Annotated in this window: 19 protein-coding genes; all 19 read right to left on the bottom strand. The window is 57.5% G+C overall.

The annotated features are described in order from the left end of the window. Positions 1–27 precede the first annotated feature (27 nt). Positions 28–579 carry a hypothetical protein gene (locus H8K20_RS04905; protein ID WP_186487653.1) on the bottom strand — a complete coding sequence of 184 codons (552 nt, stop codon included), beginning with the start codon at positions 577–579 and terminating at the stop codon, positions 28–30. Further along, entirely contained in the window at positions 566–1,048 is a 483-nt protein-coding gene (locus H8K20_RS04900; protein WP_105203938.1) for a stage III sporulation protein AF, read from the bottom strand. The genes H8K20_RS04905 and H8K20_RS04900 overlap by 14 nt, the downstream gene beginning before the upstream one ends. A gap of 15 nt (positions 1,049–1,063) precedes the next feature. After that, positions 1,064–2,239: a stage III sporulation protein AE gene (locus H8K20_RS04895; protein ID WP_164998129.1), complete on the bottom strand. Its 1,176-nt coding sequence runs from the start codon at positions 2,237–2,239 to the stop codon at positions 1,064–1,066. A 42-nt stretch (positions 2,240–2,281) separates the two neighbouring features. Further along, positions 2,282–2,668: a SpoIIIAC/SpoIIIAD family protein gene (locus tag H8K20_RS04890; RefSeq protein WP_105203936.1), complete on the bottom strand. Its 387-nt coding sequence runs from the start codon at positions 2,666–2,668 to the stop codon at positions 2,282–2,284. A 10-nt stretch (positions 2,669–2,678) separates the two neighbouring features. Beyond that, positions 2,679–2,873 (bottom strand): stage III sporulation protein AC, encoded by a 195-nt coding sequence (spoIIIAC, locus tag H8K20_RS04885; RefSeq protein ID WP_105203934.1) that lies wholly within the window; start codon positions 2,871–2,873, stop codon positions 2,679–2,681. Positions 2,874–2,901: 28 nt separating this feature from the next. Next, positions 2,902–3,408: a stage III sporulation protein AB gene (locus tag H8K20_RS04880; protein WP_243206327.1), complete on the bottom strand. Its 507-nt coding sequence runs from the start codon at positions 3,406–3,408 to the stop codon at positions 2,902–2,904. Next, complete coding sequence (locus H8K20_RS04875) at positions 3,408–4,346, bottom strand: hypothetical protein (protein WP_178089679.1); 939 nt, start codon at positions 4,344–4,346, stop codon at positions 3,408–3,410. The genes H8K20_RS04880 and H8K20_RS04875 overlap by 1 nt, the downstream gene beginning before the upstream one ends. Positions 4,347–6,395: 2,049 nt before the next feature. Then, entirely contained in the window at positions 6,396–7,826 is a 1,431-nt protein-coding gene (gene gatB, locus H8K20_RS04870) for an Asp-tRNA(Asn)/Glu-tRNA(Gln) amidotransferase subunit GatB (protein ID WP_186487652.1), read from the bottom strand. A gap of 15 nt (positions 7,827–7,841) precedes the next feature. Further along, entirely contained in the window at positions 7,842–9,308 is a 1,467-nt protein-coding gene (gene gatA / locus H8K20_RS04865; RefSeq protein WP_154865485.1) for an Asp-tRNA(Asn)/Glu-tRNA(Gln) amidotransferase subunit GatA, read from the bottom strand. A 15-nt stretch (positions 9,309–9,323) separates the two neighbouring features. Continuing rightward, positions 9,324–9,596, bottom strand: a complete 273-nt coding sequence (gene gatC, locus H8K20_RS04860) for an Asp-tRNA(Asn)/Glu-tRNA(Gln) amidotransferase subunit GatC (RefSeq protein ID WP_105203923.1) — start codon at positions 9,594–9,596, stop codon at positions 9,324–9,326. 53 nt (positions 9,597–9,649) lie between these two features. Further along, positions 9,650–11,632: an NAD-dependent DNA ligase LigA gene (gene ligA / locus H8K20_RS04855; RefSeq protein WP_186487651.1), complete on the bottom strand. Its 1,983-nt coding sequence runs from the start codon at positions 11,630–11,632 to the stop codon at positions 9,650–9,652. 189 nt (positions 11,633–11,821) lie between these two features. Continuing rightward, positions 11,822–12,514 (bottom strand): sporulation protein YunB, encoded by a 693-nt coding sequence (gene yunB, locus H8K20_RS04850; RefSeq protein WP_164998128.1) that lies wholly within the window; start codon positions 12,512–12,514, stop codon positions 11,822–11,824. A gap of 175 nt (positions 12,515–12,689) precedes the next feature. Beyond that, positions 12,690–13,670: a 6-phosphofructokinase gene (gene pfkA, locus H8K20_RS04845; RefSeq protein WP_105203917.1), complete on the bottom strand. Its 981-nt coding sequence runs from the start codon at positions 13,668–13,670 to the stop codon at positions 12,690–12,692. A 91-nt stretch (positions 13,671–13,761) separates the two neighbouring features. Then, on the bottom strand, positions 13,762–17,313 hold the full coding sequence (locus H8K20_RS04840) for a DNA polymerase III subunit alpha (protein ID WP_186487650.1): 3,552 nt from the start codon (positions 17,311–17,313) through the stop codon (positions 13,762–13,764). 24 nt (positions 17,314–17,337) lie between these two features. After that, positions 17,338–18,276, bottom strand: coding sequence for a DNA-binding protein WhiA (gene whiA, locus H8K20_RS04835; protein ID WP_186487649.1), 939 nt, complete (start codon positions 18,274–18,276; stop codon positions 17,338–17,340). 31 nt (positions 18,277–18,307) lie between these two features. Then, on the bottom strand, positions 18,308–19,171 hold the full coding sequence (gene rapZ, locus H8K20_RS04830; RefSeq protein WP_105203911.1) for an RNase adapter RapZ: 864 nt from the start codon (positions 19,169–19,171) through the stop codon (positions 18,308–18,310). A 78-nt stretch (positions 19,172–19,249) separates the two neighbouring features. Next, complete coding sequence (murB, locus tag H8K20_RS04825) at positions 19,250–20,149, bottom strand: UDP-N-acetylmuramate dehydrogenase (protein WP_243206181.1); 900 nt, start codon at positions 20,147–20,149, stop codon at positions 19,250–19,252. A 62-nt stretch (positions 20,150–20,211) separates the two neighbouring features. Then, on the bottom strand, positions 20,212–20,934 hold the full coding sequence (locus H8K20_RS04820) for a phosphatase (RefSeq protein WP_105203903.1): 723 nt from the start codon (positions 20,932–20,934) through the stop codon (positions 20,212–20,214). Positions 20,935–21,000: 66 nt separating this feature from the next. Continuing rightward, on the bottom strand, positions 21,001–21,960 hold the full coding sequence (gene hprK / locus H8K20_RS04815; RefSeq protein WP_105203901.1) for an HPr(Ser) kinase/phosphatase: 960 nt from the start codon (positions 21,958–21,960) through the stop codon (positions 21,001–21,003). Between the last annotated feature and the right edge of the window lie 298 nt (positions 21,961–22,258).

Here is a 22,258-nt window from a genome sequence, read left to right as displayed (position 1 = left end):
CCCGCTCCGAGGCCGGTGTTTGATCGCCTATTTTTTCTGGGTGATGCACACCCGGTTCGAGGGGATATCCAGCAGCGTGGTCACCGCGTCGAGCACCTGGCTCACCACCTCGCTGTCGCCACCGCCGGCGCACACGATGAGCACGCCTTTTACCAGCGGCTCCGAGGTGCTCTGGACCAGCGCGTCCTTTTGCCCGTTCTCCCCGTCGATGAGGATACAGCTCTTCTCCAGGCTCTCGCGGCTCGACACCCGGCTGCCGTCCGAGGAGTCGGTCGACTTTTTCTCCTCGTACACGTAATTTTTTTCCTCCGAGCGCTCCAAAGTGATCATGATCTCCACCTCCCCCACGCCGTCGATATGCGAGAGGATATCCTGCAGCTCGGTCTGGGTCTTATCCAGGTAGCCCTGCTGGCTCTGGCCCGTTTCTGCCGTGTCGCCGGCGGATGTCTTTTTGCCCGCTCTCTCCCCGCCGAGCACGCTCGACAAAAATATGAGGAGGATGCCCACGATGCCCAGCAGCACGATGAGCTTGGTCTTATCTACCTTTTTAAAGAGAGCTGCCAGTTTACCCGTCATCATCTTGCACATCCTCCTGTACCGCCGTGGGGATCGAGAAGTGATCCTGTACCTTTTGGGCAGTCTGTCCGCCCTGCCCGTCCGGGGCGGTGATTTTGATTTCTCTAATATCTATGCTGCCATCCTCTAAAGCATGAACAGACACCTCTACTTTTTCATAATCGAGCCCCTCCTGCTGCAAATAGCGCTCTACCTGTCCCGCCAAGTTTTGGGCGGTCAAACGGGCGATCTGGTCGCTCACAGCGGTGGTGTCGGCGCTGATGGTGCCGTCCTGGTACACCGCCGGCATATCCGGCAGCTCGCCGTTTTTCAGGTACACCAGCGGCTGCAAAAGGCAGGTGATGAAAAAGATATTGACCGCCACCTTATATATGGTCTCCATCCCCTTCGAGGGGGCGATGATGTGCAGCGTGCCGGCACAGATGCAGGCGATGCACAGAGAAAATCCCCACTGCTTAACGGTCTCGATCATGTCAGTCCCCCCTGTCTATCCGCTCACTGCCGTCATCATAATGGTGGTGGTGATGACGATGAGCAGACTGTATGTCACGCACAGCGCCGTCACCACCGACAGGCAGTTGCCAATGCCCTGTAAGCTCTCTTTCATGCTGTTTACCCCCAGCGTGTCGCAGAAGAACCCGCCGATCCACAGGGCCAGCTTATACAGCAGACAGCGGCACAGCAGCGGCAAAAAGGTGATGAGCACCGCCAATATGCCAAATACCCCCACCCCGTTTTTGAGCAGGTGCAGGCAGGAGTAGACCGATGTCATCGCGTCGCTGACGGCGCTGCCCACGATGGGCACCAGATTGCCCACCAGCAGTTTGCCGGTCTTTAGCGCCAGCGAGTCAGAGGCCCCGCCCACAAAGGTCTGCATCGAGAGGATCCCACAGAAAATGGTCAGTAGCGCCGACAGCAAAAAGATGATGGTGTTTTTGATGCCCCGGGTCAAGCTGGCGATGTGCAGCCCATCGTACAGGCTGCCAGTCACCGAGAAAGCCAAAAATAGTCCCAGCAGCGGCACGATGGTGTTGGTGCAGATCGCGCTCACCCCCTGCACCACCAGCATGAGCAGCCCTGAGTAGGCCGAGCCGGTGATGGGTTGCCCCGAGGCGGCGATGACCGTCCCGTATACCGGCACAAAACTGGCGATGAACTGGTTGCAGGAGCTCAGCGCCTGCTGCAGGTCCTTGATGAGCGAGAACACCGGCGCAATGGCCGAGGTGGCCACGCACAGCGCCGCCACCGCCGAGATGACCGAGGAGTAGTTGGCCGAAAACAGTGTGGTCTTCATACTCTCGGCCACCGCACACACCAAAATGGTGATGATGACGATAGCCAGCAGGGCCAGCGGTTGGGTCACCGCCTCTTTTAACTGGGTGTAGATGGTGTCGAGCACCTTTCCCGGCTGCAAAAAATCCAAAAAACTGCCGCTGTCCGCGGGGTCGTCCAGCCCCTGCTCATCCAAAATATCTCTGGTCTGGTCGGGCAGCTGGTCAAACAGCTCGCCCACACCGGTGTCGTCATACTGCTGCTGTAAAATATCCTGGGTGTCGGGGGCGGTATCTCCCTGCTCCCCGGCGGCCGCCACCCGGCAGCTGCCGGCCGCCCCCAGTACCAGCAGCAGTAGCAGCACTGCCAGCTGTCTTACGGCTCTCTGCATCGCGGGGTCCCCCCTCTTTGGTCGCTTACACATCTTTTGCTATTAAAAGATCAGGTCGTCCATCAGCCCAGCTATCGTGCCCAGCATCGGCATCGCAATGGCCAGTACCGCCACCTTGCCCGCCAGCTCCACCTTGGTGGCGATGGCCTGCTGACCGGCATCTTTGCAGGTGTCGGCAGCCAGCTGGGTGATGTAGCAGATGCCCAGCGCCTTTAAGAGCACCTGGATGCCCTGACTCACCTGTTCGCTCAGCTGCGCCACCGCCAGTACCTGCCGAATGACCGGCAGCAGTGTCAGCAAGATGTAGCCGAATATCAGTACCCCGGCGCCGATGGTGATGGCCAGCGAGGTCTCGGGGCTGTACTTTTTTAAGGTGAGCGCTAAAATGGCCGCCACCAGCCCAAACATCGCCACAGAAAAGATGTTCATAGCCCCTACCTTACAGGTCAAAAATGCTCTTGACGGTATCAAACAGCGTACTGATCTCGCCGATGAGCATCATCAGCACCACGATAAGGCCGGCCAGTGTGGTGAGCATGGCCTGCTCCTCCCGCCCCGAGCGTATGAGTACCTGGTTGAGCACCGCCACGATGATGCCGATGGCAGCGATTTTAAAAATAAGATCTACATCCACTGCTTTGCTCCTTTTCTCCCGCCGCCCCTTACAAAATGACGATGGCGGCTGCCAGCCCGCCCAACACGCCCAGCGTGCGGTACATCTTCCCGTTTTTTTCATAGCGCTGGCGGCTCTCCGCCAGCAGCTGCTCCAGTCGGCTCACCGCCAGCGCCGTGCGGTCTACCTCCACCTCGCTGATCTGCGAGCCAAAGCTCTGCCCAAACTCCCGCAAAATGCCCCGCAGCGCCTCGGGCTGTCCCTGCAAACAGCTGCAGCTGTCAAGAGCCTGTAAAAAACTGCTGTCAAAAGGCTCCTCCCGCATGTACTGCAGCGTCAGCGGCAAAAAGTCCAGCGCGTCAAAGCGCTCATCTTCCCGGCACCGCTGCAGCAGCGATGGGGCCGGAGCGCCGCCGTATCGCAGCTCGTCTTCGATCTCGCGAAAAAACTTGATGAGCGTCTGCACCAGCGCCACCTGCCGCCGCAGCTTGCCCGAGCACTGGATGCCCCACAAGCTGCCGCACAGCAGCAGGCAAAAGCCGCCGGCCAGCCGCATCACGATACGCCCTCCAAAAAACGCCCGGTCACGGCAAAGCTGCCGGGCTCCACCTGCAAGATGCGCTGAAAGTAGCCCTGCCGCAGCAGATCGCGCAATACCGGGTTGCGCTGTAAGTCCTCCAGGTCACGGCCGTGGGCGGTGGCGATGACCTGTACCCCCGATACTGCACACCGCTGTAGCGGCAAAATGTCCTGCTGGCTGCCGATCTCATCGCAGATAGCAATATCCGGCGACATGGTCCGCACCGCCTGCTCCAGCCCCCGCACCTTGTCAAAATAGCTGAATACAAAAGCCGAGGCGCCCAGGTCGTTTTGCGGCTGACCGTAAAAACAGTTGGCGATCTCCCCCCGCTCGTCGATCACCGCCACCTTGTAGTAGCGCTCCTGCCCCCCACACAGCCAGCGGATGATGCCCCGCAGCAGGGTGGTCTTGCCGCTGCCCGGCGGGCCCACTACCAGCGTGCTGCCCATGCCGTAACGGCGGTAAAAGGCGGGCACCTCTTGGCAGAGGGGGATATCGCCGCGGGCGATGCGGATGTTGACGGCCGAAAATTCCTGCATGCTGTGCTCGCCGGCTGCCGTCTGTATGTATTTACCGGCCAGACCGATGCGGTGCCCGCCCTGGATGGTCACGAATCCCTGCGCGATCTCGCGCTGGTAGGAGTAGAGCGAATACTCACAGGCGGTCTTTACCGTCCCCTGTATCACTTCAGAGCGCGCCACCGGCCCATCTGGGTGGGGCCGCGGCAACACCCGGCTGTCCGGCCCCAAAAAGTAGAGGCCTTGTCCCATAAATAAGCCCACTGGGGCCCCCATCTGCAGCCGCACCTCTTGGCAGCGCTGTCGCCACTGGGGCTCTATGTCCAAAAGCTGTTGCCGCAGCGCCCGGGGCACGACGCGCACTGCCTGGGCAAATGCCTGTACGTCATACATCATTCATCGCTCCCCTCTCTGGTAGTACTAACAATATATGTACAAGCCCTCAAAATAGAACTGGTACCAGCCCCGCACCTATCTGGTATTTCGCTGTATCCTGTACCGGTGTATCTTTCGCATGCAAGGCCTGTCTTTCTCCCCATATTTATGCTGCGATGGGCCCACAGATACCTGCCAAAAAGGTCCGTATCGCGGCCGGCCATCTCTTTTCCCTGCCGGCGGTGCGGCCAGCGCCTATCGCCGCCTGCGCCCCTGTCTCCATTCGGCAAAAAACGGTCGGCGCAGTACTGCTGGGTACTGTTGGGTGCTGCTGAGTCCGGCCTGTTTCACAGTCTTTCAGCTGTTCACCCGGCCGCTGTTCTACTTGCTACAAGCAGTCAGCTGGTCTTGTACTGCCGCCCACAAAGCGGTCGGTGCTCTGTTGGGTGCTGCCCGCGCTCCCGGCCGACCTGTTCCAGGAGCGTTGCTGCACTACCCGTTTATGCGGCTGCTCTTTAAAAGCGCCCCCACAATATGGCCGGTCCGACCCCAACAGACGGCACGCCGACCACTGCCCACCGCCCACGGGGCCTCTGCCGCCAACTCTCTTGGCCTTGGTCACGGTGCGGTCGAGTCGGTCTCTCCGGCGGGGCTGCAGTTCCTCGCCACCAGTTTTCCGGCTCCGCCAACGTCGCTGCCGCCAGCGGCCCCTTAGCGCTGGCCGGGGCCGAGCGCCTTTTTAACATCTCCATCCGGCCGGGTATGTCGGAGCTGATACGGCAGTGGGTATCCCGGCACAAGCCGCTGTCGCCGCTGGGCTCCGCTAAACTGGTATCGGTCCCCATCCTGTCGAGGGAGCCGTTGCCTCTTCGCCGCTATCGCGCTCTGTTATGCCTTTAAGCTCTGCTGCTGCCGTCGAGGATCTCCTTTAAAATTCTTTGCAAACTATCCTCGTGCCTCGCCTGTCTCACCTACAGTCTGGCCCTGCTGTGTGCCGCTCGCCGTCCAAATCGCCCGCTGGTCTCACTGAAGGGCAGGTGCCCGCCCCCAAAAGTCGTCTCACAGCTCTTGGCGACTGATTACCAGAGGAGTACCGGCTGCTCTCGTGCCGATCTATCCACCCAGCCGGGTGCCGCCGCTCTGCAACGGGTATTGGGCAGTTTAAAGCCCTGCCGGTCCACTGCCATCAGCGGTGCTCACGGCGATCACACCGGCGATCACGGCGATGGCCGCACTGGTCTGGTGGCATGTAAATAGCCGCGCCGCCCACATCATCAATAGCGACAACGGCGGCGATATTTGCGGCCTGTATCTGAAGTAAATATGCCTTTTGCTGTAAGATCAGGACCGGATCTCTGCCAAACACAGCGCGCGCTTTGAGACTACCGGCCCCACGCCCCAACCGGTTTCCCAAGCAGCGCCGCGCTTTACCCCCCTTCACTGTCGGCGATCAGCGCCGCCCCTATTGGGTCGCCCGGCAAAGTGGCGAAAATTTTACCACATGCTCTATAGCCGCCCTATAAAGGCGGTGTAGATCTGCCGGCCATACCGTAAAGCTATGTATCCAGGTGTGATCTGCCCCCATGAGGACTATCCACGAAAACGCAAAAAACACAGCGTGCATCTCGCATTTTTAAAGCTGTTTTCAGGTTACTTTGTGGCTGCTTTCAGGTCGGGCAATTTCCCCCAAAACAGTTGCCGCTGTCCCCGGCACCCCCTATGTCGGCCATCCCACCAAACTGCCCGTAAAGCCCAATGGCCACCGCTCCTTTAGCCGTGTTTCATTATTTACATTTACTTCCCCCGGCGGCTACCCTCCCGCCCCTTTTATCCAGACGATACCCCACCTGCGGTCGCTTCGGCCCTTGCCGCCATTTGGGCCAGCCAAAGCGCCCACGATCTCAGCCCAAAAGCACACCCGCCACCAGGTACACCTCTATCAGAATTTTTAATATAGGCAGGTATCCGTGCCCCGCTCCGCATCCCACCGCTTTCCCTTTAACAACAAAAAAGCGGCGAGCTCACGCTCGTCGCTTTTTACATTCTCGGTATGCTCTTTCAGTACAGCTGTCAGATCTTTTTCTCCAGCAGCTCGCGCAGCACCGCAGGGTTGCCTTTGCCTTTCGACAGCCGCATACATTGGCCCACCAAAAAGCCCAGTACATTGGTCTTGCCGTTATGGTAGTCCTCCACCGCTTTGGCATTGTCGGCCAATACCTGCTCCACCACGCCCTCCAGAGCGGAGGTATCGCTGATCTGGGCCAGCCCTTTTTCCTTCACAATAGCCGCCACATCGGCGTCGGCACAGTCGATGATCTCCTCCAGCACCGTCTTGGCAGCGGTAGAGGAGATGGTCTTGGCCTCTGCCAGTTTGATCATCTCGATGAGCGCCGCCGGCTGTAGCGCCAGCTCATCTATCTCGCAGTTTCGCTCGTTGAGCGTTTTCGAGATATCGCCCAGTATCCAGTTGGAGATCGAGCGGGGGCTCACGCCGCCAATAGCCAGGCAGGCCTCAAAGAACTTGGATTTCTGGATGTTTTCTGCCAGCAGCGTGGCCTCGATCTGGGGCAGCTGGCAGTCTTTCATATAGCGCTCTATTTTCTGGTTGGGCAGTTCGGGGATCTGCGCTTTCAGCTCCGCCACATGTTCCTCGGTCACATAAATGGCCCGCAGGTCCGGCTCGGGGAAATAGCGGTAGTCCTGGGCATCCTCTTTCGAGCGCAGCAGCACGCTCACACCTTTGGCGTCATCCCAGCGGCGCGTCTGCTGCTCCACAGTGCCGCCGCTCTCCACCAGTTCTATCTGCCGGGCGATCTCGTACTCAATGGCCCGCACCGCGCCGCTAAAGGTGTTTACGTTCTTCATCTCGCACCGGGTGCCAAATTCCTTCGATCCCTTGGGCATGATGGAAACGTTCACATCGCAGCGCAGCGAGCCCTCCTGCATCTTGCAGTCCGAAATATCCAGGTACTGCAGGATCGACTTGATGGTCTCCAGGTATGCCTTGGCCTCCTCCGAAGAGCGGATATCCGGCTCCGACACGATCTCGATGAGCGGTACACCGCAGCGGTTGAAGTCCACCAGCGATCCCGAGAATTTCTCGTCGTGGATGAGCTTGCCGGCATCCTCCTCAATGTGGATGCGGGTGATGCCCACCCGCTTTTTTTCACCGTTTAGCATAAAGTCCACGTAGCCGTGCTCGCAGATGGGTATGTCGTACTGCGAGATCTGGTAGGCCTTGGGCAGGTCGGGGTACATGTAATTCTTGCGGTCCTGCTTGGTGATGTTGTTGATCTTGCAGTTGGTCGCATGCCCCATAAGGATGGCGTAGTCCACCACCTGCTTGTTCAGCGTGGGCAACGTCCCGGGCATGCCCAGGCAGATGGGGCACACCTGTGCGTTGACCATACCGCCAAAGGCGTTTTTACAGCTGCAGTAGATCTTCGATTCAGTAGAGAGCTCGGCGTGAACCTCAAGACCGATAACTACCTCGTATTCCATATTCTCTCTCCTCCTCTAACCGATCTGGGGCAGCGCATAGTGCCAGCCGGTCGCTTTTTCATAGGCGTGTCCCGCCGACAGCAGCTTGTCCTCGCCAAATTTGGGGCCGATCAGCTGCATGCCGATCGGCAGCCCGGCGGCGTCCTTGCCGCAGGGCATGCTCAGTGCCGGCAGCCCGGCTATGTTCACCGTAACCGTACAGATATCCGATTTGTACATGGCCACCGGGTCGTCCACGTTCTCGCCTAACTTAAAGGCGGTGGTGGGCACGGTGGGGGTGATGAGAAAATCACACTGTGCAAAGGCCTGCTCAAACTCGCAGCACAGCTGCCGCTGAAAGGCTTTGCCCTTTTTGTAATAGGCGTCAAAGTAACCCGAGCTCAGCACATAGGTGCCCAACATGATGCGGCGCTTTACCTCATCGCCAAAGCCCTCGGTACGCGAGTTGACGTACATATCCGTCAGGCTCTCATACTCCTTGGCGCGGTAGCCGTACTTCACCCCGTCAAAACGGGCTAGGTTCGAAGATGCCTCCGCCGACGAGATAATGTAATAGGCAGACAGCGCATGTGCCGTCGAGGGGATCGATACCTCCACCACCTCGGCGCCCAGGCGGCGATATGTATCGGCCGCTGCAAGCACCGCGCTCTGCACCTCCTGCGACACGCCTTCGCCAAAGTACTCCTTTGGCAGGCCAACGCGCATCCCGGCCACGTCTTGATCCAGGTAAGCGCGGTAGTCGTCGCGGTGCGCACAGTCTGTCGAGGTGGCGTCCAGCTCATCCTTGCCGGTGATCACGCTCAGCAGCATGGCCACGTCCTCACAGCTGCGCCCCATCGGGCCGATCTGGTCCAGCGAGGAGGCAAAAGCCACCAGCCCGTAGCGGGATACCGCCCCGTAGGTGGGCTTTAGCCCCACGACACCGCAAAACGCAGCCGGCTGGCGGATCGAGCCGCCGGTGTCCGAGCCCAGCGCCAGCGTGGCCTCGCAGGCAGCCAGCGCCGCCGCGCTGCCGCCCGAAGAGCCGCCCGGCACTCTCGTCAGGTCGTGGGGGTTCTTTGTCTTTTTAAAGTGCGAGTTCTCGCAGGAAGAACCCATGGCAAACTCGTCCATATTCACCTTGCCAATAGTGATGAGTCCCGCCTGGCGCAGCTTGTCCACCACCGTGGCACTGTAGGGGGGCACAAAATTTTCCAGCATCTTCGAGGCGCAGGTAGTGCTCACCCCCTCGGTGCAGATGTTGTCCTTCACCGCAATGGGCACCCCGGCCAGCGGCGGCAGTTTCTCCCCCGCCGCCCGGCGGCGGTCGATCTCGGCCGCCTGGGCCAAAGCGTCCTCCCGGCACAGGGTCAAATAGGCGTCTACCTGTCCCTCTACTGCGTCGATCTGCGCGTAGATGTCCTCCACGATCTCGGTTGCCGTGCAGCTGCCGGCAGCGAGCATCTCGGCCAGTTCGGCCGCTGTCTTTTTATAAAGTTCCATCTCGGTCTCTCCTCCCTACTCGCTCACCGTCTTGGGCACGACCACACAGCCGGCCTCTACCTGCGGCGCACCGGCCAGCAGCTTCTCCCGGGGCATCGAGGGCTTTACAATGTCCTCGCGCAGCTCCATGGCATCGGCCGGGTCGGGCCGCTGGTCAAAGTCCTTTTGCTCCGGCAGTGATTCCACCATGGCGATAATGTCCTGCATCTGTTTCTGGTAGCGGGCAAAGTCTTTTTCCTCGATCTTCAGGTTTGCCAACTTGGCGATATGCCGAATATCGATATCCATACATAGACCTCCTGTATTTTGTGCACGCAAACGCGGCCTTGAGACTGCCAGCACTACTGCTGGCCGATCATCTGCAAAAATTCATCCTCGCTCAGCACTGGTACGCCCAGTGCCTGGGCCTTCTCCAGCTTGCTGCCGGCGTCCTCTCCGGCGATCACGTAGCTGGTCTTTTTCGATACGCTGCTGGCTGCTGCACCGCCGTTTTGCTTAATAAAGGCGGTGATCTCGTCGCGGGTGTAGTGCGATAGCTTGCCGGTGACTACAAATTTCTGCCCGGCCAGCGCATCGCCTTTTTGGCTCTGTGCGGCAGTGGTGTTCACCCCGCCGGCCCGCAGCCGCTCTATCAGTTGCCGGTTTTTTTCCTGGGCAAAGTAGGCGACGATGTTCTGGGCCATTATGTCGCCGATGTTGTCGATGGCGCTCAGCTCCTCCTCGGTGGCTGCCATCAGCTGGTCGATATCGCCATACCGCTCACATAGCAGCTCCGAGGCCCGGTGCCCTACATTTTTAATGCCCAGCCCAAACAGCAGCCGCGGCAGATCGTTGTGGCGCGAGCGCTCGATGGCGTCGATGAGGTTTTGCGCCGCTCTCTCTTTAAAGCCCTCCAGTGCCAGCACCTGATCAAAAGTCAGGCCATAGAGGTCGGCGAAATCGCGCACCAGTCCCGCCTCCATCAGCGCCTTGACGATAGCCGGTCCCAGCCCGTCGATATCCATGGCCGCCCGAGAGGCAAAATGTACCAGACTGCGGTAGATCTTGGCCGGGCAGTCGGGGTTGGGGCAGATAATGGCCGATTCCTCTTCACTGCGCCGCGTCTCGGTGCCGCAGGCCGGGCAGTGGTGGGGGATGGTATAAACCTGACTGTCGGGCGCGTGCTCTTTTACCGCCACCACCTCGGGGATGATCTCCCCCGCCTTGCGCACCACGATGGTGTCGCCGATACCGATCTCTTTTTCAGAGATAAAATCCTGGTTGTGCAGCACCGCCCGCGACACGGTGGTGCCCGCCAGCTCAATGGGGTCAAACAGCGCCGTTGGCGTCAGTGCACCGGTGCGCCCCACATTGATTTCAATGTCCCGCAAAACAGTCTCTTTTTCCTCGGGCGGGTACTTGTAGGCCACCGCCCATTTGGGGCATTTGGCTGTCGAGCCCAGCTCCTCGCGCTGGTGCAGGTCGTTTACCTTTACCACCGCGCCGTCGGTGTCAAAGGCCAAACTGCCGCGTAGCTGGCCGATCTGCTCAATGCGGTCGACGATGTCGTCAGTGTTGCGGCACACCACAAACTCGGGCGATACCAAAAAACCCTGTTCGGCCAGCCATTCCAGTGTCTGGCTGTGGGTGGCAAAGGTCTTCCCCTCTATCCGCTGCAGGTTAAATACAAAGATCGACAACTTGCGCGCTCTGGTGATAGACACATCTTTTTGCCGCAGCGAGCCCGCCGCCGCATTGCGGGGGTTTTTAAAGGGCTTTTCCTCGTCCTCCAGCTGCTGTTTTACCAGCGCCGCAAATACCTTTTTGGGCATGTACACCTCGCCGCGTACCTCCAGCGGCCCCTTGAACGCGATCGTCTTGGGGATACTGCGGATGGTGCGCAGGTTCACCGTGATGTCCTCACCGACCACGCCGTTGCCGCGGGTCGAGCCCCGCACCAGTTTGCCGCCGTCGTATTCCAGCGAGACCGACAGCCCATCGATCTTCATCTCCACCACGTAGTCGCCGTCATAGCTCTCCTGCAGCTTGTCGCAGAACTCCCGCACCTGCTCCACCGAGAACACATCCTGCAAGCTCTCCATCTTTACTGCGTGCGTTACCTTTTCAAACTGCGACGAGCTCTCTCCCCCCACCATCTGGGTGGGCGAATCTTGGCTTTTCAGCGCGGGGTATTCCTCCTCCAGCGCGCGCAGCCGCTGGGTCAGCTGATCGTAGTCGTAGTCGTCTATCTCCGGGTCATCTCGGTTGTAATAGCGGTCGTTGTGGTAGCGGATCTGCTCCTCCAGCTGCCGCATCTCCTGCTGTATCTTTTCGGTATCTGTCATGGCTGTGCCTCCCTGCGTACATACTTGTATAGTATATCATAAGCAGTATGGTTTTTCCAGTGGCCCAGTATACCAAAAATACCGTGTGCAGCACCGCTCGCACCTATCTGTGTCCACCCGCCTAAAAGCCGCCTGCAATCGGTCCGGCAGGCGGCTAAAAAAGGCGTTATTTACAATTTAGTAACAATTTCACTGCTGCTGCGGCCGGTTGGCATAGTCGTTTATTTTGCCGATCGTCGAGCTCTCGTCCCCAGTCACATGGGTAAACTGGCTGGGTGCCGCGCCCACGATGACCGTCTCTACCAGCGGGTAGCTGGTGGTAAATTCGGTGGTAGTGATGTAGCCGGGAATGACCGCCGTCAGCGATATATTTACCTTTAACACCATCTGATGGCGTGTCTGGTTGATGCCCGCCGAGTCAAACTGGTCCACCACTTCGCTCTCCACATAGGTGGCCGGCTGTACCCGCAGGTTCACTTTGGGCCCTACGCCCTGCAAGATCTGGGTCCCCAGCAGCGACCCCACCGGTATCTGGATGTTCTGCATTTCCAGTTGGGCCATCCCCTCATTGATCTTTTTGACGATGTTGGCCTTAAAGGTGTTGATAGCCACCGAGTTGGCCTCGATGCCGATGATCTTGTGGTCTTCATCGTACAGGATCTCCGAAAATTTGTCGTAGGTCAAGTGCTCCTGTTGGGTGTAGTAGAGGATGGCATCGTTGACCACGTCGGTGGCGTAGCTCTTGGCCTGGTAGGCGGCAAACGACTGGACCACCGGCCGCAACTGTCGGTCGATCAAAAAAATGCCCACTCCCAAAATGCCAAATAGCAAAAGTAACCGGCACAGCCATGCCCGGCGGTGTGCGCGTTTTCTCCGCTGCAATGCGATCCCTCCCCACTGGTGTTTTATACCCCAGTCTATACAAAAACACAGAGTTTGGTACCGCTTTTTTGCGTTTTTCTCCCCTTAATGGCTCAAAACCGCTCTCAAACTGCCCCAGATCACACAAAAAAGCCCCGGCGCTCATGCCCGCCGGGGCTCTTTTTGGCTCTATATTTTAGATAGAAATGCAGTGAGCGATCTCCAGCAGCTTGGTCTCGATGCCCTTTTTCATGGACAGTGCCTCGTTGATCTCGTAATCGACGATCTCACCGTTTTTCATGGCCACTACCCGGTTGCCGATGTTCTGGGTAAGCAGCTCCACTGCGTGGTAGCCCATCTGGGTCGCCACAACGCGGTCGCGCAGCGTGGGACTGCCGCCGCGCTGTACGTGACCGAGCACGGTTTTGCGGGTGTCGATACCGGTGTTGTCGCGAATGATCTGAGCGATCTCCTCCGCCTTGCCCACGCCTTCGGCCACCATCACGATAAAGTGGTGTTTGCCGCACTCCTGGGCGTAACGGATACGTGCCAGCAGGTCGCGCTCGGGGTCAAAATCCTGCTCGGGAACTAAGATCACCGCGGCGCCGCAGGCGATGCCGGTATTCAGGGCGATATGCCCCGCCCGGCGGCCCATTACCTCTACTACGCTGCAGCGGGAGTGAGAGTTGGCAGTATCGCGCAGTTTGTCCACCATCTCAACGACAGTGTTCATGGCGGTGTCATAGCCGATGGTATACTCTGAGCAGGCGATATCGTTATCGATGGTGCCGGGAATACCAATACAGGGGGTACCTACATTAGAGAGGTCCTGGGCGCCGCGGAAAGAACCGTCGCCACCGATGACCACCAGACCGTCGATGCCGTTTTTCTCGCAGATCTCGTGTGCCTTGATCACGCCGGCCATCTCTTTAAATTCTAAGCAGCGGGCAGTGTAGAGTACCGTGCCGCCGCGCTGAATGATTTCCGAAACCGAGCGCATTCCCATATCGATAAACTCTTCGTTGAGCAGACCGGCATAACCGTGCATGATGCCCTTGACCTTTAAGCCCTTGGACAGAGCGGTGCGCACCACTGCGCGGATGGCCGCATTCATGCCCGGCGCATCTCCGCCACTGGTGAGAACGCCAATGGTCCCAATCTCTTTGTTGCTGTTCATTTTAAATACCCTCCTATAAGGTATAACATTATCCCATAGAATTTATTGTACACTGTGAAAAATCATACTGTCAAGATGGACGACTGCGAATTCACTTGCATTTGACAAATTTTTCACCAAATTGCTGCCCCATCTCCTGCAGCAGTGCATCCGACAGGTCCACAAATAAGTTGCGGCTAGCTTTGAGCGCCTTGCGGGTGTCGGCAAAACAGATGATCAGGGGATGTGTGCCCCGATGGCGCAGCGCGATCTGCCGCACCTGCTCCAGCCCCTCCGGCGTGTTCTGCGGCAGCATCACATACAGCGCCTTGGCCGGGACCGTTTCCACAGGTACCTCTGCCGGCCCGGCGCGCCGCTGTCCTGGTGACCGGCCCTGCCTGGCACCGGCAGGTGCCGGGTCGCGCTTAGCTTCCTCGGTCGTCTGCACATATTCGCAGATGATCTTGGGAGATTCCTCCTCCCTGATCGAGAGCCGCCCCCCCACCACCAGGATCGCATTCTCCTGCAGCAGGCCTTTACATCGCTGCACCACGTTGGGAAAAACCAGCATCTCCAGGCTGCCGGTACGGTCCTCGATGTTGCAAAACATCATGGTGGTACCGCTCTTGGTAATTTTTGTACGAGCGGTGTCGATTACTACCAGCAGCTTGACCAGTGTGTTATCGCGGCTGTCGTCGGCGTCCAAAAGCGGGGCGATCTGCTGAAAACGGTGCTTTTTTACGTAGTCGCGGTACTCATCTAAGGGGTGCGCTGACATGTAACAACCCAGTATCTCCTTTTCCATGCGCAGTTTTTCGTGCAGTGGATAGTCCTCAAGCTCCCGATGGATAAAGCTGTCCTCCAGCCGGTCTCCTTCAGCTCCATCTTCTGCCGGCACCTCGAACAAGTTCAGCTGCCCCTCTACATTTTTGCGGTCCCGCTCCTCGATGTAGTCAAAGATCGGCTCGATAGCAGCCGCTTGCGCACGCCGGTTGGGTTCCAGGCGGTCAAAGCAGCCGCATAGCACCATGCTCTCTACCGATTTGCGGCTAAGCTGCCTGGTCAGCACTTTTTTCATGCGATTTATAAAATCATAGAGCGACAAAAAGGGGCCGCTGCTCTGGCGTTGGGCCACGATCTCCTCGATAATGCCCCGACCAAGCCCCTTAATACCCAGTAAACTGTACTGGATAGCCTTCTGGTGCACAGCAAAGCCGAGGTCGCTCTCGTTGACCGTGGGCGGCAATACCTGAATGCCCAGTGTGTCGCACTCGGCAATGTATTCAGCCACCTTGTCGGTGTTGCCCAGTACACTGGTCAGCAGTGCCGCCATAAACTCCCGCGGGTAGTGGCATTTTAAGTAAGCGGTCTGGTAGGCCAAAAAGGCGTAAGCTGCCGCATGTGATTTATTAAAGGCATAGGAGGCAAAGCTCTCCATTTCGCTCCAAATATCCAGCGCTGTCTGCTCGTCGATGCCGTTTTTGATGCAGCCCACGCACTGACTGTCTGGGTCATCATCGCCGTACAAAAAGCGCTGTTTCTCCCGCATCATCACGTCGTGCTTTTTTTTAGACATGGCCCGGCGGACCATGTCTGACTGGCCGTAAGTAAAGCCGGCCAGTTTGCGGCAGATCTCCATCACCTGCTCCTGATAGACGATGCAGCCGTAGGTCACGTCCAAAATATCTTTGAGCAGGGGGTGCTTATAAGTCACATCTTGGGGGTGTTTGTTGTTGTGGATATAACGCGGGATCGAGTCCATCGGTCCCGGCCGGTACAGCGAGATAACGGCGATCAGGTCCTCAATACCGGTGGGCTGCAGGTCGGCCAGCACCCGCTTCATTCCGCCCGATTCAAACTGGAAAATACCCACACAGGCGCCCGATGAGAGCATTCGATAGGTCTTTTTGTCGTGCAGATCGATGTCGTTTAAAACAAAATCGGGCTGCCATTTTTTGATCGCCCGCTCGGCGTCGCTGACCACCGTCAGAGTGCGCAGCCCCAAAAAGTCCATTTTTAAAAGGCCCAGCTCCTCCAGCGTGGTCATGGTGTACTGGGTCACGATCTGCCCGTCGGTAGACTGTAGCGGCACGTAGTAAGATACCGGCATACGGCTGATCACTACCCCGGCAGCGTGGGTAGAAGCATGCCGCGGCATCCCCTCTACTTTGCGGGCCATATCGATGAGTTCCTTGGCAGTGGGATTTTCATCGTACATCTGCTTTAGGTCAGAGGATAGCTGCAGTGCCTCGTCGATGGTGATCTTCAGCTGCATGGGTACCAGCTTGGCAATCTGATCGCAGGTGGCATAGGGCAGCCCCATCGCACGGCCCACATCGCGCACGGCTGCCCGCGCAGCCATGGTGCCGAAGGTAATGATCTGCGCCACGTGATCCTCACCATATTTCGAGATGACATAGTCGATGACCTGCTGGCGCTTCTCATAGCAAAAGTCAATGTCAAAATCGGGCATACTCACTCGTTCGGGGTTTAAAAACCGCTCGAAGATCAGATTGTACTGGATGGGGTCGATTCCGGTGATCCCAATACAATAAGCTGCTAAGCTGCCGGCGCCCGATCCGCGCCCCGGTCCCACCGGGATATCGTGGCGTCGGGCGTAATCGATAAAGTCGTGCACGATGAGGAAGTAGTCTACATACCCCATCTGGGTGATTACCTGCAGCTCGTAATCCAGCCGCTGGCGTATTTCGGGCGGGCAGTCCTCCCCGTATTTTTCGGTAAGACCCTGGTAGCACTTATCGAGGAAGTACTGCTGGTTGTCGCCGGTAGGCGAGTGGAACTCCGGCAGCTTCGTCACGCCAAACTCGAACTCGATCTCGCACATATCGGCGATCTTGCGGGTGTTGGCTATGGCCTCAGGCAGGTAGCCGAACAGGTTCTCCATCTCCTGCTGGCTCTTCACGTAAAATTCCTGCGTCGAAAACTCCAGCCCGCTCTCGTCATCCACTGTTTTGCCCAGCTGGATACAGGTCAGCACATGCTGCATCTTGCTATCTTCCTGCTCTAAGTAGTGGCAGTCGTTGGTGCACACCAGCGGCAGATCCAGGTCTCTTGCCAGCTTGATAAGCTGGGGGTTTACTTCCATCTGCTGCTGAATACCGTGGTTTTGCAGTTCGATATAGTAGTGGTCTTTGCCAAACAGCTCTTTATAAAATTTGGCCGTCTCATAGGCTTTGTCAGCATCTCCCTGTAAAAAATAGCTGGGTACTTCCCCGCTGATACAGGCCGACATACAGATAAGCCCCTCAGAATGTTCTCGGAGCAGCTCGTGGTCGATGCGGGGCTTCTTATAAAAGCCATCGATATAGGCCTGGCTTACCATATAGATGAGATTTTGGTAGCCGGTGTAGTTTTCGCACAGCAATACCAGATGATAGTTCTGGCTGTCCCGTCCGCCTGTCTTGTCCTGACGGCTGCGGGGGGCCACATAGCACTCACAGCCAATAATGGGTTTTACCCCTTTTTGCTTGGCTGCCTTGTAAAACTCGATAGCGCCGTACATCACCCCGTGATCGGTGATGGCCACTGTGTCCTGTCCCAGGGCCAGCACCCGGTCCATCAGCCGGTTTATGCGGCAGGCGCCGTCGAGCAGGCTGTACTCGGTATGCAGGTGCAGGTGGACGAATTGGTTGGTCTTTTCCATGATCGCGCCTTTCTGTGGGGTGTGTCAGTCGATGGGCTTGTCCGCCCGTTCCTCCCGCAGCGCCTTGGCGATGCTGCGGATCTTGGCCAGCCGGTGATTGAGGCCGGATCTGCTGATAGAGAGCCCACCTGTCGCCAGCAACTCTGCCAGCGACATGTCGGGGTTTTGCAGCCGCAACATAGCCACTGCGCGCAGTTCATCGCTCAGCCGATCTTCAGCGTGTTGGTCCAGAAGATACTGAATGTCCTCCACCTGCCCCGCTGCCGCCGACACGGTCTTATCGATGTTGGCGGTCTCACAGTTGGTAATGCGGTTCACCTGGTTGCGGATCTCTTTGTAGATCTTCACATTCATCAGCTGCACGGCTGACATAGGGGCGCCAAATAGGGTCAGCAGTTCCTCTATCTCGCCGCTGTCCTTAAAATACAGCACATGGCTGCCCTGCCGCCTGGCATATTTGGGCACTAGACCCACTTTTACAAACTGGGGCATCAGGTCTTTTGTCAGGTTGGTGCGGCTGGTGACCAACTCCAAATGATATTCTTTCTGCGGGTCGGTCACTCGCCCACAGCTCAAAAAGCAGCCAGCCAAAAAAGCGCGCACACAGTGCTCACAAACAAAATTCTGCTCCTTTATACGCACCGACACTTCTCCCGGCTGGTGCCCAAACGCGGCCAGCAGCCCTCTTACCTCTTCGCGGTCGACGATATGCAGCGCAAATACCGTGCGCCCACTACTGCTGCTCCGCTCGATAACATATACACAAAAGCCGTCTCCAAACAACTGCTTAACAAAAGTCTTAGCAGTGGTGGCGACAGCCTCGTTATCGGTAGTCAGCGCTATACCCTCCTCGCCAAAGCTGTGGCTGCACAGCAGCAGGCCATACAGCATGGCCCGCACACAGCAGTCGCCAGAGGGCAGGTTTTTGCAGATCTCGTCTTTTACATCTCTCGAAAACGACATGGACACTCCTTGGGGTAAGCGGTACGGCAGCTCAGCGGTCTTTCAAAATATCGCGGTGGGTCACTTTTGACTTATAGCCCTTTTCGCCAAAGTGTCGGCAAATGGTCTCGGCTATGGCTACCGAGCGGTGCTTGCCGCCGGTGCAGCCAATGCCAATAACCAGCTGGCTCTTGCCCTCCTGCTGGTACAGCGGCACCGTAAAGTCCAGTAGATCCAGCAGCTTATTCATAAAGTCGCGGGTGACCTGCCGCTCAAACACATAGTCGTATACCGGTTGGTCCAGCCCCGTCTGGTGCTTGAGCTCGTCGATATAAAACGGGTTGGGCAAAAAGCGCACATCAAATACCAGGTCGGCCTCTACCGGCACGCCGTATTTAAATCCAAACGACAGCGTACTCAGCTGAAAAAACTCACTGGACGACTCGGCAAATATATCGATGATGCGCTGCTTGAGCTGAGAGATGGATAAAAGCGAGGTGTCGATGACATAGTTGGCACGCTCTTTGATGGGCGAGAGCATCAGCTGCTCGGCCTGCACCGCCTTTTCCAGCGATCCCTGGGCCACATCCAGAAGTGGATGGCGGCGCCGGGTCTCTTTGTACCGGCGTACCAGCACATTGGCAGCACAGTCCAAAAACAGTATCTTCACATCGATGCCGGTGCTCCTGATCTGGTCCAGCTGTCCCACCAGTTCATAGAAAAAATCGCCCGAGCGGGCATCTGCCACCACGGCGACTTTGCTCACCTTGCCCTCGGTCTGGATGCAGACCTCAAAAAAGCGGGCGATCAGGGCCGGCGGGATGTTGTCTATACAGTAATAGCCCATATCCTCCATCACGTTTACAGCCTGCGACTTCCCCGCCCCTGAAAGGCCGGTGATAACGATCAGTTCCACGGTGTCTATGCCCCCCTTATCTCTTCTATATCCCGGCAGCCGGTGCCCGGCCACACATCTCATCTCGGCTCTCACGCTCTAGTGGAGGATCTTTACCTCGCGCTCCAGCTTGATGCCGGTCTTCTCTTTTACGATGGCCTGCACGCGGCGGATGAGCTCCAGCACATCTGCACAGGTGGCGCCCCCGGCATTTACCACAAAGCCACAGTGCTTCTCGCTCACCTGGGCGCCGCCGACCTTAAACCCGCGCAGGCCGCACTCATCGATCAGCGCCGAGGCATAACCGCCTACCGGCCGCTTAAAGGTGCTGCCGGCGCTGGGCATATCCAGCGGCTGCTTGTCATAACGCCGTCCCAGCAGGTCGTCCATCTTGGCCCGTATCACCGCTGTTTCGCCCGGCTGCAGCTGGTACTCCACGCTGGTGATCACGCATTTTTTACCGGTGAAGTAGCTGTGTCGGTACGAAAAATCACAGGTCTGTCGGTCGATACATCCGGGTCTCCCGTCCTCCACATACCACACCCGGCTAATGACATCTTTCATCTCGCCGCCATAAGCACCGGCATTCATATAAGCTGCGCCCCCGGCGCTGCCGGGTATGCCCCAGGCAAATTCCAATCCGGTCAGACCACCTGCATAGGCGGTGTAGCAAACTCTGGAAAGCGAGGCCCCGGCCGAGGCCACCAGCGCATTGCCCCGCACGGAGACCTGCGCATAGCGGTTGGTACAACACAGGATCACCCCGCGGTACCCCTCGTCGGGCACGAGTATATTCGAGCCGTTGCCCAGCACAAAAAAGGGCAGATCACTGCGCTGCAGCCAGCTGGCCAGCTGCTCCATAGCCGCATCGGTCCGCGGCACAACATACCAGTCGGCTGCGCCCCCTAAGCAAAATGTGGTGTGTCGGCTCAGCGGCTCATCCTGCAAAAGCACACAGTCCTGACCGCTGGCAAAATCGATAAAGTTTTGATAGTTCAAGTAGTTTCCTCCCGATCGCGTCATATCCTGCCCGCCTCAGCGCGGGGTCACTGTAACTGTATTTAGTAGACCACCGGGATATGCCGGTTCGACAGAGCGCGCTTAAACCGCTCCAGATCGGTGTTGATGATGAGTTCCGGCGGAAAATCCACTTCCCGCAGAAGATCCAGGGCGATCTGTACGTCCCCCACGTTAAACGGCGAGTGAGAGTCGGAATTTACCACGACCTCCACTCCATGCTTTGCGCACAGTTTTGCCACATAGCGCATATTTTCCTTGGCGCCGGCACGGAAAGTGAAAGAACTGGCGTTAAACTCGATATATTTGCCGCTATCTTTAAATTTGGGCACCACATAGTCGTAGTCAAACTTAAAATTGTTGGGGCCGGGGTGACCAAACACATCGATGTACGGGTTTTTGAGCATTCCCAAAATCGCCTCGGTGTGCTGTTCGACGGTACCGGGCTTTATGGCCTCGGGGTGAAAAGAGGCCACCACCCAGTCCATCTTTTTGAGCAGGTCTTCCGGCAGATCGATGTGCCCCTCGTAATCGATGATGTTGGTCTCAGCCCCAGTGAGCACCCGCACCCCCTCGATGTAGTTGGGGATGAGGTGCAGGTTAAAAAAGTGCCACACATGAGCCGCGTCGTCCATGGCCGGGGCGTGGTCGGTCATGGCGATGCACGACAGCCCGTGTTTGGCCGCATAGGTGGCCATCTCGATGATGGTCCCATAGGCGTGACTGGAGGCGATCGTATGGGTGTGCGTATCTGCGACGATGTTCATATTTTACATTCCTCCGGGAGCGTTATCTTCCTGTATTTTGTGTGGATAGCGGGCTGTATCGGCATACTAAAAGAAGTCGATATCCTGTTCTTCGGCCTTCTTCACGTCATCGAGCATACCCAAATTGGTGAGCAGCTGCCTTGCGGCGTTGTAACCCATGCGTTTCTGGCGGTTGTTCATGGCCGCCACCTCGATGATGATGGCCAGGTTGCGCCCGGGCTTTACCGGAATATCCAGCGACGGGATATTGATGCCCAGTATTTCGGTGTGGGTGTTTTCCAGACCGATGCGGTCATAGTTTTTTCCCTGCTCCCAGGGCTCTAGGTGAATGATCATATCCACCTTCTCGCTCATTTTGACCGAGCCGATACCAAATATGCGGCGCACGTTGACGATACCGATACCTCGCAGCTCCACAAAGTGGCGGATGTTGTCCGGCGACTGGCCCACCAGCGTGGTGGCCGAGGTGCGCCGCAGCTCCACCGCGTCGTCAGCTATCAGCCGATGGCCGCGTTTTACCAGCTCTATTGCCGTCTCGCTCTTGCCTACGCCGCTCTCGCCTAGCAGAAGGATTCCCTCGCCGTACACCTCAACCAGCACCCCGTGCCGGGTGATGCGGGGCGCCAGCTCCACGTTCAGGTAAGAGATCAGCCCCGACATAAAAGCCGAAGTGGCCTCGCGGGTGCGCAGCAGCGGCACCTGGTACTCTTTGGCCGCCTCGATGGCCGCCGGAAAGATCTCCAGCCCGCGGGTAAATACCACCGCTGCCGGCTTGGCCTTAAAAAAGCGAAAGAGACTCTTCTCGCGAAATTCCTCGGTGCAGTCCTGCAGGTACGAGTACTCCAGATTGCCGATGAACTGGATGCGCCCCGCGTCAAAAAAGTCGTGGTGACCGGCCAAGTACAGGCCGGGGCGATTGATATCAGGGGTGGTGATGAGCAGCTCCTCGGGGTTTTGGGGCATATTCACCGCCTCTAAATTGAATTTTTGTATCAAGGTAGAGAGCTTTACACTAAAAGTCGCCATTTTATGGCCTCCTTATCCGTTATGACAACGGGCATTTGTCCCTTCTATAAAAAGCATCGCGCAAAAAAATGCAGATATATACAAATCTATTATATAGTAGTTGTCCCCCGCTTTCAACAGATAGTTTGCCGCCGCCAAACAGATTTTGTCACTTCCGTAAGAAAGATTTTACCAGATCGTAAGAATTGCCGATTTGTCTTGCATTTGTCAGTATGGTATAATGTGTAAAGTCAAAATGATAGCTAAAGCCTGTTTGCCTCTACAGTGTGGCCAACAGGCCTGTACCGAGGTCATGTAA

Origin of the sequence: Neobittarella massiliensis (ex Bilen et al. 2018) (assembly GCF_014269355.1) — a bacterium.
In the GTDB taxonomy this organism is placed as follows: domain Bacteria; phylum Bacillota; class Clostridia; order Oscillospirales; family Ruminococcaceae; genus Neobittarella; species Neobittarella massiliensis.
The sequence above is the reverse complement of the archived record's forward strand: the minus strand, read 5'-3'. Positions and strand labels throughout refer to the sequence as shown.